The organism is Pseudoalteromonas sp. TB41 (genome assembly GCF_000497975.1).
Classification (GTDB): Bacteria; Pseudomonadota; Gammaproteobacteria; order Enterobacterales; family Alteromonadaceae; genus Pseudoalteromonas; species Pseudoalteromonas tetraodonis.
The window spans coordinates 124,471-138,203 of record NZ_AUTH01000082.1 but is presented as its reverse complement, the minus strand read 5'-3'; the positions used below and the strand labels follow the sequence as shown (position 1 = coordinate 138,203).

At 38.0% G+C, this 13,733-nt stretch carries 9 protein-coding genes and 1 other RNA gene; 5 read left to right on the top strand and 5 right to left on the bottom strand.

Translation table 11 applies throughout. From position 1 onward, the window contains the following. Nucleotides 1-217 precede the first annotated feature (217 nt). From istA to L641_RS22340, 3 genes are read left to right on the top strand one after another with little or no spacing between them, the layout of a single operon-like run. A complete protein-coding gene (gene istA / locus L641_RS0112670) occupies nucleotides 218-1,768 on the top strand; it encodes an IS21 family transposase (protein ID WP_008466912.1) in 1,551 nt (516 codons plus the stop codon). Between the two features lie 11 nt (nucleotides 1,769-1,779). Beyond that, nucleotides 1,780-2,535, top strand: coding sequence for an IS21-like element helper ATPase IstB (gene istB, locus L641_RS0112665; RefSeq protein WP_008127212.1), 756 nt, complete (start codon nucleotides 1,780-1,782; stop codon nucleotides 2,533-2,535). 45 nt (nucleotides 2,536-2,580) lie between these two features. Continuing rightward, entirely contained in the window at nucleotides 2,581-3,216 is a 636-nt protein-coding gene (locus tag L641_RS22340) for a site-specific integrase (protein ID WP_024602081.1), read from the top strand. 364 nt (nucleotides 3,217-3,580) lie between these two features. Here the strand turns inward: L641_RS22340 and L641_RS0112655 are convergent, their stop codons facing one another. The 4 genes from L641_RS0112655 to ssrA all read right to left on the bottom strand — a co-directional run bounded on the left by L641_RS0112655 (nucleotide 3,581) and on the right by ssrA (nucleotide 9,586). Beyond that, nucleotides 3,581-5,437, bottom strand: a complete 1,857-nt coding sequence (locus L641_RS0112655; protein ID WP_029750379.1) for an ATP-dependent helicase — start codon at nucleotides 5,435-5,437, stop codon at nucleotides 3,581-3,583. Then, nucleotides 5,427-7,184, bottom strand: coding sequence for an AAA family ATPase (locus L641_RS0112650; protein ID WP_212751392.1), 1,758 nt, complete (start codon nucleotides 7,182-7,184; stop codon nucleotides 5,427-5,429). The genes L641_RS0112655 and L641_RS0112650 overlap by 11 nt, the downstream gene beginning before the upstream one ends. A gap of 192 nt (nucleotides 7,185-7,376) precedes the next feature. Further along, nucleotides 7,377-8,321, bottom strand: coding sequence for a hypothetical protein (locus tag L641_RS0112645; protein ID WP_024602078.1), 945 nt, complete (start codon nucleotides 8,319-8,321; stop codon nucleotides 7,377-7,379). A 908-nt stretch (nucleotides 8,322-9,229) separates the two neighbouring features. Beyond that, nucleotides 9,230-9,586, bottom strand: a transfer-messenger RNA (tmRNA) gene (gene ssrA, locus L641_RS22940). Between the two features lie 249 nt (nucleotides 9,587-9,835). Between ssrA and L641_RS0112640 the strand changes: the two genes are divergently transcribed. Then, the gene (locus tag L641_RS0112640; protein WP_024602077.1) at nucleotides 9,836-11,461 is read left to right on the top strand and encodes a FapA family protein; all 1,626 of its coding nucleotides are present in this window, start codon (nucleotides 9,836-9,838) and stop codon (nucleotides 11,459-11,461) included. Nucleotides 11,462-11,516: 55 nt separating this feature from the next. Here the strand turns inward: L641_RS0112640 and rnt are convergent, their stop codons facing one another. Next, nucleotides 11,517-12,191, bottom strand: coding sequence for a ribonuclease T (gene rnt, locus L641_RS0112635; RefSeq protein ID WP_024602076.1), 675 nt, complete (start codon nucleotides 12,189-12,191; stop codon nucleotides 11,517-11,519). Nucleotides 12,192-12,662: 471 nt separating this feature from the next. Between rnt and L641_RS0112630 the strand changes: the two genes are divergently transcribed. Continuing rightward, nucleotides 12,663-13,541: an OmpA family protein gene (locus L641_RS0112630; protein WP_024602075.1), complete on the top strand. Its 879-nt coding sequence runs from the start codon at nucleotides 12,663-12,665 to the stop codon at nucleotides 13,539-13,541. Nucleotides 13,542-13,733: the final 192 nt, after the last annotated feature.

Here is a 13,733-nt window from a genome sequence, read left to right as displayed (position 1 = left end):
TGCATATTCTCTCCAGCTTTGATCACCCAATTGCATTAACTTTGATCGCTTATTCTCATTAAGCTTTGATCACTAAAATCACTTGTAAATGATCACATTTATGCTCTTAATGATTTTGCCGATCAAAGCTTAATACCACTCGTAACCGAGTTCACGTTTTATCATTTTTGTAGGTGTGTTAAACCGTTATCTGAATCGTTTGATGAGGATAACAACAATGACAACAAGACCTATATCTATGAGTAAATTACATTCCATTTTACGGCTGAAGTACTCAGCACAATTATCCCATCGAGAGATTGCCAGAAGTTTAAATATTTCACCTGGTACTGTGGCTAATTACCTTAAAAAGGCCAATGAGTTAGGCTTAAATCAATGGCCAATACCAGAGGATAAACAGCAAAATACATTTTTCAACACCAAACTCAAGCGCTTCTCAACGCGTAAAAAAAGACACCCAACGCCTGACTGGTTAAATATCAATAAAGACTTAAAACAACATAAACACCTAACATTACAGCTCGTATTTGATGAGTTACTTGAAAAAGTGGGTGAGCCTTATTACAGCTACAGTCACTTCTGCCGAGCTTATAAACAATGGTTAGGTACCCAGCGACTCTCAATGCGTCAGCAGCATAAAGGGGGTGAAAAGCTGTTTGTGGATTATTGTGGCCCCACAATTACCATTACTTGTCCGACGACACAAGAAAAGCGCACTGCTCAGATATTCGTTGCTGTACTAGGTGCATCAAATTATACCTATGCTGAAGCAACGTATAGTCAGCAACTTGAAGATTGGGTAATGAGTCATGCGCGTTGCTTTGAATTTTTAGGCGGCGTTCCTGACGTTGTTATTCCCGATAATCTCAGAAGTGCTGTCAGTAAAACCTGTCGCTACGAGCCTGATTTAAATCCGACGTACCACCAGTTAGCCGAGTACTTTAACGTTGCTGTCATTCCGGCTAGACCTTATAAACCCAAAGATAAATCGAAGGCTGAAGTCGGCGTACAAATTGTTGAGCGTTGGATCATGGCACGCTTACGTAACCAAACCTTCCACAGCTTAGCGCAACTCAATCATGAAATAGCAAAGCTACTGGATATGATGAACAATAAGGTGATGAAGCAATATCAACAATCACGCAAACAGCTATTTGATATGGTGGATAAAAACGCATTAAAGCCATTGCCTGAAAAGCCCTATCAATATACACAAATCAAAACAGTACGTGTGCATATTGATTACCATGTTGAAATAGAAAAACATTACTACAGCGTGCCTTATCTGTGGGTTAAAAAACAATTACGCGCACACATATCCAATCAACTCGTGCAGCTTTATTATGACGGCACTTTAATAGCACAGCATCCTCGCTCAAACCGTTTAGGCGGACATACGACACAGACACATCATATGCCAAAGGCGCATCAAAAACAGCATGAGCAGTCACCGATAAATTTACGCTCATGGGCATTGAGTATCGGTGATTATACTCATCAAGTCGTTGAATTATTGCTTAATAGCAAACGTCATCCAGAGCAAGCTTATCGCACCTGTTTAGGGGTATTAAGTTTAGCTAAAACGTATTCAAAAGAACGCCTCGAGCGAGCATGTTACCGAGCAATTTGCATGAATACGACCACACACAGATCTATTAAGCAAATGCTGCAAAAAGGGTTAGACCAACAACCATTACCCACACTCCAAACAGAGCCAGAAAAGCCAATTACACACAGCAACATACGTGGCACAGATTACTACCATTAAGGAATGTAAACATGATAGAAACAATTAATCAGCAACTTCAATTGCTCAAGTTATCGGGTATAAAGCAAGCACTCAAGCAGCAGCTTGAACAGCCAAACCTATATCAAGAACAAAGCTTTATAGAGCGCGTCAGTTTATTGCTAACACATGAAATTGATACGCGTGACCAAAGAAAAATAGAGCGACTGGTGCGACAAGCAAAATTCCGCGTACCGGGTCAGTTAAATCAACTCATTTACTCGCCGAAGCGCAATCTAGATAAAGCACAAATACGCAGCCTCAGCCAAAGCACCTGGCTGGGTTTACATCAGAATATATTAATTACAGGCGCCACAGGCTGTGGCAAAACCTACCTCGCGTGTGCCTTGGGTCACGAGCACTGTTTACAAGGAAAAAGTGTCTTCTATATTCGATTAAAAGAATTACTTGAAAGTCTATTTCTAGCACAGGCCGATGGCAGTTATCGAAAATTATTGGGTAAACTCATTAAATACGACTTACTTATTTTAGACGATTGGGGGCTAGAGCCACTCAGTGCTCAGCAACGAAGCGACTTACTTGAATTAGTCGATGCTAGATATGGTTATAAATCACACATCATCATTAGTCAGTTACCACAGGAAAATTGGCACCAAATGATCGGCGAATCAACGCACGCTGATGCTATTTTAGATAGGCTGATTCATGGTGCAATTAAGTTGAATTTAAAAGGAGAATCGATACGAAAACAGTTAAATGAATTGACTGATGATGATCAGTTAAGTTAATTTAAAAATGGCTCTACAAAATGATAAATCAAGCGATCAAAGCTGATGAGAATCGGTGATCAAAGTCATGAGAATACGCAAATAGAAGAGTATTTACCTAAAATAAACAACATAGATTCAAGAGGAGCACATAAAGATGTGTATCCATTCACACCTCAAGAAAAAGCAAAGATAATACATAAATCATCAGGGACAATACGAGCAATTGTGAGCCTGGTATTCAATACAGGCATTCGCTCTAGTGAATGGGTTGCTCTAAAAAAAACTGATGTATGTTTAAAAACAAAACAGATATCTATTTTCGATGCAATTGTTGACGGTGCTGTAAAAGGCACTAAGACAAAAGCTGGCCGAAGAAATATTCCTATTTCAGAAGATGTTTGTGATTTATTAGCTTTAGAAATGAAAAAACACGACTCTGAATACTTGTTTTTAAATTCTCAGCAAAGAGTTTGGAACCAAGATTCGTTTAGAAAGCACAGATGGAAAAGCTTACTAGACTCATGCGGCGTAAAATACCGCTACCCCTACCAGATGAGACACACGTTTGCATCTAAGTTAATTTCTGAGGGAGTAAACCACTGGAAGATATCGAAGCTCATGGGGCACTCTTCACCCAATACACTCTATCAGCATTATGGTAATTTTATCGATGAGTATGAAAGAGAGCATAATGCTTAGTTAAATACTGTTGAAGGGGGGGTATGGGCTTGATACGCATTCTACTCAGCTAACCCTCCCCTGCTATTTAGCCCAAGTCAAACTTCTGGAAAGTGCCATGAGCGGACGGTGGTAACGAGACTGTAGAATAACTCCAACAGCCAAATTCAATTAAAAAACGAGCTCCTGTGATTAACTCTAAGCGTTTTTAAAGTATTAGGTAATGCATTTTGGAACCCATAGAACGGGCTGGTTTTCTTTAAAAAGAGTAATTCTACAGCCTCAACGTTCGATTAACAGGTTGGAAATTGTGGGCTAAAATTGAGCGGAACGAAAAGCTCCCAAGTTTTTAATTGTCCTTTTAAACGACTTGTCTGTTTGATTTTCACTCACTAGTCAAATGTTGATACTCTTGAGAATTTAGTTTTGTATCTAACTCATCTAAAAAAACACTTTGCCCGTAATATTTTTTAGCACCTTTACTTGTTAAGAAATATTCTGATTTAAAAAAATGAACATCATATTTAGCTCTTGTTAAAGCTACAAAGAACAATCGCCTCTTTTCTTGCAACTCTTTATCAGCAGGCCAACACCATTGGTATGATGTAAAGTCATAAACCAATCTAGGAAATACCCCATTATCTAAACCTATAGCGATAACAACGTCATATTCACAGCCTTTGCTAGAGTGATATGTTATAAGATTCAGTTTGTTTGATTTGTCCCTATTATCACCAAGCATCTGTAGATTTATATTATGTAGAGCCCCGTCATCTTTTAATGAACTTTGCATTTTCAAAACTTCAGAAAAATCATCCTTTGTTTTAGGCTCATCGATGAATACAGAAAAATGTTCAGTAATCAAGTTGCTGACAAAGGCTTCAGCTGTTATCAAGTGTGATATGTTTTTAGAGCTCCATAAGAATTTGACAAAATTTAGAACAGCTGAATCAATATCTTCAATAAAGTTACGAGTAAGGACAGTAAAAGACTTTATTAGGTCGTTTAAGTAAATACTTTTACCTTGTTCCTTCCAGTCAAATGTAATCCAAGACGCGCAGTCTTCAATGAAGTTTGTCATTGGGTTTTTTCTGTATGGTGCGTTATTATCTATTCGACTGTAAAACAACCCTCTGTCTGTTGCTTTTTGTGCAACTATATCGCCTGTTTTAGCATCTGGGTATAATATTGCGACGTCACTAAGTGTTCTACTTTCTAACAAATCTACGCAAGCTAACGCCTTTTTCAGAGCCTCATCAACTTGCTCTTCTAGTCCATTAGGACATAAATGGTAATCAATAGTTGCAACTCTATTTTGGTTATGTGCAACCACTCCTTTATTAGCACCAACGAATCCATCCGAAAGATTAACTATATTTTGAGCGGAACGATAGTTAAGCTTCATTTCTACTTTTTCAAAATCACTGCGTTCACTTAGGCTTAAAAGTAATTCAGGGTGCGCCCCTGTAAATCCATAAATAGATTGATCAACATCGCCCACTGCTATTACTTTTACGCCATGTTCAACTAATAACAATACGATTTCATGTAATGGCTTTCCTAAATCCTGATACTCATCTATGACAATAATTGGAAATTTTGCTTTCAGAATATCCCTTATCCACGCATAATCTTTTATCATCTTTCGAGTGATTAAAATTAGATCATCAAAGTCTACTAAGCTATTACTCCGAAGAAATCGCTCATAGTTTGTGACTAAATTAGCATACAAAATATCATTGCTATTAAAAGACTCATCCCTCTCAAGATAGGACATCCTATAGTTTGTCATAGTTGCGAAGCTGCAATATTTTGCCGCCTCACCTATACGGCTTTTAGCGGATTCAAAACTGTCGTTTCGTTGTTTTTCATTGGCAATTGAATATGTAGCGGGTAATTCAGACTCAACTAGGTGTGCTAATGGAGATACGATTTGACTTAAACAAAAGCTGTGAACCGTCCCGACGTATAAATTTTCATTTAAAGATATACCAATTTTTTTAAACCTCTGTTGTAGTTCCCTACAACACTGCCGACTATATGTTATGCATGCAACCTTTTGATAATCATTAATCTCTTCATCAAGGATTTTAGCGACCTTTAAGACTAAAGTTTTGGTCTTACCACTTCCTGGTCCGGCAATAACGGCACAGTTAGTATTCGAATCATAAGCAGCCTTTTGACCAAACTCATTTAATTGAAGAGCTTCGGTTTTATAAAAACTAGCTACGTTACGTTGCATGGATAATATACTCAAAAGACGAAATAATATATTGAGGGCACTGTCCATCAGGGAGCCTGTTACTCAACCTCTTAGCAAAACGCCCTTTACCAATTTCTTGTATGTACCTTAGTAACGCTGGCATATCTACAGGCGTTTGATTATTCCTCCAACCTTCAATAATTGGTCCGACACGTTGCCTCTCTCCATGCTCTTCTAACAAAATATCGCATACGATAGTTTTTAAGACTGGAGAGTTAATTAATTCAGTTTCCAGAGTCTGATCATTAGTGAAAATACCTTGAGCCTGACCTGCTAAAATGATCGTTGCTTCGGGGTTTACACCTGCAACATATGCAGGAACAATCAATTCTAGAAGCTTATCAATTCTTGTTATCCCCAAAGGGACAGGTAGACTTAAAGGGTCTCGATCTGTAATAATCGTAAATGGTGTACCGATACATTTTAAAAACTTCACATATGGAGCAAAGTTAGTGCCTGCAACTGAACATATTGAAATGCCTTTTTTATCTAGTTCATAACCAAGCTTATTTGCTAATTCAGGTATTAAAAACTCTTCTGCATCTCCTTCAACTAAAATAACTCCTCGGGCAAAAAGCATTTCTCCTCTTGTTACAGTTAAATATCTACTCATATCTTCAATATCATTTGGACTTAGATTTGAATTTGTTAAAGAGTAGCCCGCAGTTGAACTAAGGGCACCTATCACATGTTCTTTAAACACAATCAATGATTGCAACGGTGCGGAACTAGCGATATGTGGGGAGTGTGTTGTTAATATAGTATTCAGGTTGGCTTCAGAGTTGTAGAAATAATCAAATAGTAGCCTTTGAATATGAGGATGCAAGTGCGCTTCAGGTTCTTCTATTGCTAAAAAAGTAAACTCTTGTTCACCTTGTTGTATCGAATGCTGCAACTGAAGCAGCTTTAGAGTCAAAAATAGTATATTTGAGCTGCCAGTACTAGCCTGACTTATTGTTCTAAGTCCAGCATCTATCAATAATTGTAATGACCTAACCAGTTTACTTATGTCCTGTGGTGCTAACTTCAAACTAACCTGTGTAACGTGATTAGTACCAACAATAGTTTCAAGCATATTGTTAATATTAACAGCTATATTATCGATACTAGGAACGCCATCAAGTGCTCCTTGTGTTTGTTCAAATCCAGCTGCTATTGAAACCTTTTGTTGTTCAGTTAAGTTCTCACTAACATCATCTAAAAAAGCTCTTATTGGCGAACGATTACTATTTTTTAGCTCTCTTTCACAATCTCTTAATGCATGAAAAAGCTCCATTTGTAAGCATCGTCGAAAGCTACGAGGAATAATATTTTCGGTATTATTTCCAAGATAAGTATTGTATTCGTAGTCATTAATCGTATGGTTTTCGACGCCATCACGAGGTTTAAATTCATAAGTTATTCTTGCAGTATGAGTTGCAACATTAACTAGCCCATCGGCTAACACCGATAACATCGTTTCAGAGCTATTAATATTATCAATATCTATTGATATTTTAATTGTGCTTCCAATTTTATTGACACCTAAACCGTCCCAAAAATCATCAATATCTAGAAATCGTTCTAATTCTGACAAAGAAGGATCAAGTATCAGTCTAAGAGCAAAAAGAAAATTACTTTTACCAACTTTATTTTCCCCTACAATAACCATATTCCTATTAGTATTAATTTCAAAATTCTGAAAGTTTCTGAAATTCACTATTTTTACTCTTGAAATATGTATCAATTTAAACTCCTTTTATTTATCTAACACTGATTTTTAGTAGGTATATTTAAGATGTTAAGAAGGTAAAACAACTTTTGATAGACTGATTCAAACTAACGTCGCATTAAGCGGACAAAAATAGTGGGTTAAAATACGTAGCGAATCGAAACGTAATCCACTGTTTTTATTCCTTTAAACCACCATGCTAGCCAATTATGACTGGAGATCTGTGATAATTGATATAGAACCATCGTTATAACCCACTAAATCATCACCATCTATAAATCTTTCCAAAAATACAAAAACCTGCTCTATAGGAGTAGACCACATTTTTTTTATCTCTGTTAGAAAAAAACCAAACTCATCATCAGGGCAGCGATACTTTATAGTAGGCCCATAAAGGAATAAAAACTTAAAACAGTTAAGCACTTCTAAAAAATCACTAATGAAAAAGTGAGACTTTTCAAACATTAGATTAACCCTTGGTATTCCTTTATGATGCGACTCTTCAAAATAAATTAACTTTTGATCGCCCTCAACAACTCCAACACCAAATACGCAAAACTCTTGCTTTTTCCCCCAGTAATTTTCTGTTCGTAACTTATTACCATAAGTCCCTTCCACTTCACCGAAGATCCCAACAGAGGAGCCTGTTAAAGTATTGTCCAATACAAGGCAAAGATCCGAATAACCAATTAATTCAGATAGAGAACCTTTCATGTTTTTAAATGGGAATACCTCTGTGAACCTATTCGATAATTTATAGCTTAAACTAGAATCATTTCCTGAAACATAAAATGAAAATTGATCTAAACTTTTATTAAAACAAACCCCATATAACTCTTCGAGCCTTTCAATCAATTCTATTATTATATGGCTTCCTATTTTTTGATTAAATAGGCTAGCAAAGAAGTACTGCACTCCCCAGTTTCTAATGTAGACTTCAACTTGATCAAAAAAATTAGGTGGCAGATTTCCCCTTAGTAAACTTAATGACCAAAAAGGAAACTCTTGAAACCTTCTTGGTGAATGCTGTAAATTTTTATGGCTGTCCATACACTTCAAAATACTATAAAAATGTGTAGCCCAATAAGACTTATTATCAGCTATAACAATTGGGCTGATAGGAGTCTGAATACTTTTCTTACCACTTCTCATTGCGTATTTGTAATCCTATTGTGAAGTTGGCTAACACTTTATTAGTGCGCTCATGGCGCATATTTCTGTCGACTTAACGCTCATTTATCTACTTTTAACAAATTACCTAAGATATTGCTATCAATAAGTTTTCTAAGGCTTCTAAGTAAAGTTAAATAGAACAATATGCGCTTGCCGCTCATTTCCATGAATATATGAGCAAAGAACAGTTTGGCCAATCAATTATTATATTTAGCTAATCTCAATGACCGATTTTCTCTGTTTCATGTAAACGCTCCTTTAACTAATAATAAGGATAGCGTTGCATTCACCAGTTGAACTCACAGCTCCAAGCAGAAGTTTGCTTTAGTGGCATCAAGAGCTACTAAGCTGCAGCTAAAATCTCACTCAAAGCATGGTAAAGGTTTTTCAAACTGCTCTCTTCTTAACAATTGTGAGCTGAGATGGCTTTCCTGTACAAATCTTAATAATGTTTAATTATAAGAAGCTTTATAAGCGATAAATATTGGGTTTTGAAATTAACTACTTTATTAATTAGAGTTTTAAATTCTTAGCCTAATTACTTTAAGTATTTTCAAAAACTCACCCTTATCAAAATTAATGACGAGGTGGCAATCAATAAACCTCCATTTATTAGCTCGTACGAAATTCTATCTAAAGTGGTGCTACCTACTCCTAATAAAAGGCTGTTATATAAAATTATTTAATGGTTTATCACACAAAAACTGTGTGTATATTTTGTGTATTTTTGTGAAAAAGCACTGAAAACATAAAATATACAATTAAGCCAAACAGCCCGTATTTACTGGTGTGTAGAGCTTGTGTATTTTGTAGAGTGTTATAGAGGGTTGTAGATGTGAAAAAACCGCTGAAAGCTACGTATTTACTAGCTTTCAGCGGTTTTAAAGTGGTGGAGCTGGGGGGATTTGAACCCCCGTCCGAAAAGCCTCGACCGTCGGTACTACATGTTTAGTATTGTCATTTAATTAACCTTTAAATCCCGGACAAACACGGTAGATAAAGGCGAGGCCGCTTAGTTTTAACGCTTCAACCCCGGCCAGGGTTTCCGTCGCGATCAGGTGTTAGGGTGACACTCCAAAATCCAGTCCACAAGAATACATGGAAGGAGCGCTAGCCAGCCTAAGCTGCTAGAGAGTAGTTATCGTCGTTTGCGATTACTTTAAATTGCGGCTTTTTTACGAGGCAAACCGCACCTCGACATGCACCTCGGGCTTCTTGAATTCCGTCGAATCCTAATCAGCCCCTGAATAAGGTTACTCATTCAGAGTGTCCAAGCAGTATAACCGAGTAACCTACGAATACTCAACACCTTAGGCGTTTTATTTTATTGGTTGGTTAATCATGCATCAAACACACATGTAAATGTAAAGTATTGGACAATTAAGAAACAATTACTTAACAATGATGGTGCTTTATGCTCAAATGCAAGGCTAGACCTTGGTCTAATAAATTATAAAAAATAATAACAGACATATTACCTAGAGGATTTATAAATGTCGGTTTTTTCTTTTAATGAGCAAACGGGGTATATCTCTTTAGTTTCACACCCTCATGTTTCAGGTTTAGCCTCAACAGCAACACAGCTTATTGAATTAATGGGCCAGTCAGAATATTGCGAGTGTGAGGTTATTGCTAGCAATATTGGTAAGCTGTTTGCTCAAAATAAAACCGAAGAAGCCCCCTCTTTAGTAATTGCTCAAGCCATTGATGCAAAGCTAACCATAAACATCGATGAAAAGAATATGCTCGTTGAAGCTACCCTTATTACTGCCAAGGGCGGTAAATTGCTTAGCATGGAACAAACGATTGAAGAGTTCTCACAAGCAGGGGTTGTAAAAGGCATTAGCTCTCATGCATTAGAACAGTTATTGGCGCAACAGTTCGAACAACCCCCAGGAAGTACGCATTGTGCCGAAGTCGCTTTTGGTCGTGCATCTAAAGTGGGTAACGATGCCAAATTTGTGCGTCTGTGCTGCACAGCGCAAGACCGCGTACTTAGCCCACAAGCTAAAGGCGGTGGTAAAGTTGATATGAGAAACCTAGGTGATATTATTACTGTAAAACCTGGTTGTGAATTAATGCGGCGCATTCCAGCAACATCGGGGGTTGATGGGTTTACTGTGTTTGGAGATGTGCTAACTGCAACCCCTGGCAAAGAGCATAAATTACAACCTTTTGACGGCACTAAAATTGCGCCTGACAACCCCAACTTATTAATTGCCGACTGTACTGGCGTACCGGTTGCCCTTCCCCGTGGTATGCGTGTTGATGATGTTTTATGTTTTCACAATATTGATCCAAGTACTGGGCATGTTGAATTTGATGGCAGTATTATAGTCAGTGGTGATATAAAAGATGGCATGCGCGTGACCGCCAGCGGCGATATTACTGTTTTAGGCTTTGTTGAATCGGCGCAGCTCAAAAGTGATAGCGCCATCACAATAGTAAAGGGTGCAATTGGCAGAAAGCGAGAAGCCGATGAACCATTTACCTGTTCTATTTTAGCTAAACGAACCGTTGCGCTTGGTTACTCTCAATACTGTGACATAAAAACGGATCAAAACTTACTAATAGATCGCCAATCATTACATTGTGACTTGAGTGCTGGAAATTTAATTAGGGTGGGCAGCGCAAAAGATCCTAAAGGTAAAATTATTGGTGGCCATATTATAGACGCAATGCGCATTGAAACAGGTGAATTGGGCGCACCAGCAGGAACTAAAACCCGTGTTTGCATCGCACAGCGATGGTATGTGCTAAAACAAAAACAAGCGCAAATCACTGACTTTGAAAAAGTTTTAATCAGTAAGTCAATTGAACTACAGCAAGCGCGTCAGCGAATTAATAAACAAGTTGCAAGCGCACAGCGTCAGCAATTTTTGAATAAAATAACAACGAATGAAGAACACATAGCAAACCGAAGCGCCAGCATCAATCAGCAAAAGCAGTTGCTAAGAAAGAAAATGACGCAGCTTTTAGCGCTCAGTCGCTTAAAAGTTAATGAGCTTATGCACCCTGGGGTAGAGCTTAAAATTGCACGAGAATCAATTAGCTTTTCGCGTAATTACCCACCACATTTAATCACTCATAGTGAAGGTAAAATAACGCAATCGTTTTAATAACGCTTATTAAGACTGACTCAGCCCCACAAAGTAAGTATTCACTATTGTGAACTTAATCTTGGTTGCTTGCTTCGTCTTCGCTCTGTTGTGTTTCATCTATAGCAAGTGGCCAACCACCTAGTTGCTGCCAACGATTAACAATTAAACAATATAATTCAGCGGTGCGTTCTGTATCGTATAACGCAGAGTGTGCTTGTTTGTTATCGAACTCTATTCCTGCTGCTCGGCACGCTTTAGCTAATACTGTTTGCCCTAATGCCAAACCCGCAAGTGATGTGGTATCAAAACTAACAAACGGATGAAATGGTGTGCGCTTGATGTTATTACGCTCAATAGCGGCATTTAAAAAGCCATGGTCAAAAGCGGCATTATGAGCAACCACCACAGAGCGCTGACACCCTGCGGCTTTTTGCGCTTTGCGCACTACTTTACAAATTTCTTTAATCGCCTCTTCTTCAGGGACTGCCCCTCGAAGTGCTGAAAAAGGCTCAATCCCATTAAACTCAATGGCGGCTTGTTCAATGTTTGCACCCTCAAACGGTTGCACATGAAAATGAACGGTATGATCGATACTAAGCAGTCCTTCGTCATCCATTTTTAAGACGGATGCTGCAATTTCTAGTAGTGCGTCGGTTTCTTTGTTAAAACCGGCGGTTTCAACATCAATAACCACAGGAAAAAAGCCACGAAAGCGTTGCGCGAAAAGTGTTTGCTCAGTATTTGCCATAGTATTCTTGGTTTATAGGGATTAGCTGTCTATTATGTCAAAATTGATGGCCTGTCGGCTAGGGGATTTATTGATTAATTACAGTTAAACTATAGGCATGTTACTTGCTTAGTAATTAGGGTCTGTTGACCTTTGCGGATTAAAATTTGTTCAAGCTAGGGGCGGTTTAATCGCGGCGCGAGGTTTGTAACCTAGTGGGCTAAGTAAAAACCGAGCAACAAAGAGTAAATCGCCCCTAGGCAGAACCCAAAGGGCCGCGCCTGTTTGGCATTAATGCTGTGTTATCGCCTATTTATGGGGAATAACCACACCACATAGGCTCTGCCTTGCCTAAATACCAAACAGGCTGCTGCAAATTTAACCTTGAAAGGTCAACAGACCCTAGCGTTTACGCTGAATTATTTGCTGTTGCGTAATATTTTACGGTTTTTGTCACTTTTTTGGCAGAGCTAGATAACTGGAGAATTCTCGATGAAGTGTAAGTTGTTATTTATTAGCCTAGGCATTAGTAGTGTGCTGTATAGTTTGAATACAACTGCAGCAATGCGCCAGTACACGGCTAACCAAGATAATTCAAACTGGAACTTGGTTAAAACAACTCGCTTGCAATGCCAATTAAATCATGAAGTTCCCTACTATGGTGAAGCTGTTTTTAAAGCATCAGCCAGTAAAAACAAAGATCTCACTTTTAATTTAGACATGGTGGTGCGCCCAGAAAATTACGCGATAGCTGGTTTAAAAGCGGTGCCACCTAGCTGGCGAGCAGGCCGCCCTGCCCGTGATATTGCTGATATGAAATTACTTAAAAAGTTTGATGGTGAATTAGGTAATAAAACAGCATGGGAAATACTTACTGAGCTTGAAAAAGGTAACCAACCTACTTTTTACTACCAAGACTGGCAAAATAGTGCCGATAAAATTGCCGTGGGTATGTCTAATGTTAACTTTAAGCAAGCGTATTGGGCATTTTTACAATGCCGAGACGAATTGCTGCCATACAATTTTGAAGATATTTCGTTCACTATAATGAACTACGAATCTAACAGCAGTAAGTTAACTAAGTCATCGCAGCAACGCCTTGATAAAATTGCTGAGTATTTAAAAAACGACTCAAGTATAGAGTCAATCAGTATTGCATCCTATACCGATAGTTACGGTGGCCGCTGGAATAACCTCGATTTATCTAGAACCCGTGCTAAGGCTATTAAAGATTACATGGTTGGCTTAGGCGTTGATGAAACTAAAGTGGTTACTGAAGGCTTTGGTGAAAAACGATTTGTAGACACCAATGATAATATTTTAGGCCGTGACAAAAACCGTCGCTTGGTTATTCAAATAGCAAAAATGTAAGTTAAGCTCTCTCCTTTAATGACCGAATGTGTAATTTAAGCACTTTCGGTCAATACCTATCAATTTAATCATGCCTCTATTGTTAAAAAACAACACTCTGACCATTTAGTTATTAACATTTGGCTTTTTATTTTTTCATTTATATTAATAAGTTAAATTTCATTTTTCAATGGTTTTGGCTTTTTTAATACA

What these genes read in the sequence shown, in the direction of transcription:
- L641_RS22340 (WP_024602081.1), top strand. Translation starts at nt 2,581, where the DNA reads ATGAGAATCGGTGATCAAAGTCATGAGAATACGCAAATAGAAGAGTAT.
- rnt (WP_024602076.1), bottom strand. Translation starts at nt 12,191, where the DNA reads ATGGCAAATACTGAGCAAACACTTTTCGCGCAACGCTTTCGTGGCTTT.
- istA (WP_008466912.1), top strand. Translation starts at nt 218, where the DNA reads ATGACAACAAGACCTATATCTATGAGTAAATTACATTCCATTTTACGG.
- L641_RS0112630 (WP_024602075.1), top strand. Translation starts at nt 12,663, where the DNA reads ATGAAGTGTAAGTTGTTATTTATTAGCCTAGGCATTAGTAGTGTGCTG.
- L641_RS0112645 (WP_024602078.1), bottom strand. Translation starts at nt 8,321, where the DNA reads ATGAGAAGTGGTAAGAAAAGTATTCAGACTCCTATCAGCCCAATTGTT.
- istB (WP_008127212.1), top strand. Translation starts at nt 1,780, where the DNA reads ATGATAGAAACAATTAATCAGCAACTTCAATTGCTCAAGTTATCGGGT.
- L641_RS0112640 (WP_024602077.1), top strand. Translation starts at nt 9,836, where the DNA reads ATGTCGGTTTTTTCTTTTAATGAGCAAACGGGGTATATCTCTTTAGTT.
- L641_RS0112655 (WP_029750379.1), bottom strand. Translation starts at nt 5,437, where the DNA reads ATGCAACGTAACGTAGCTAGTTTTTATAAAACCGAAGCTCTTCAATTA.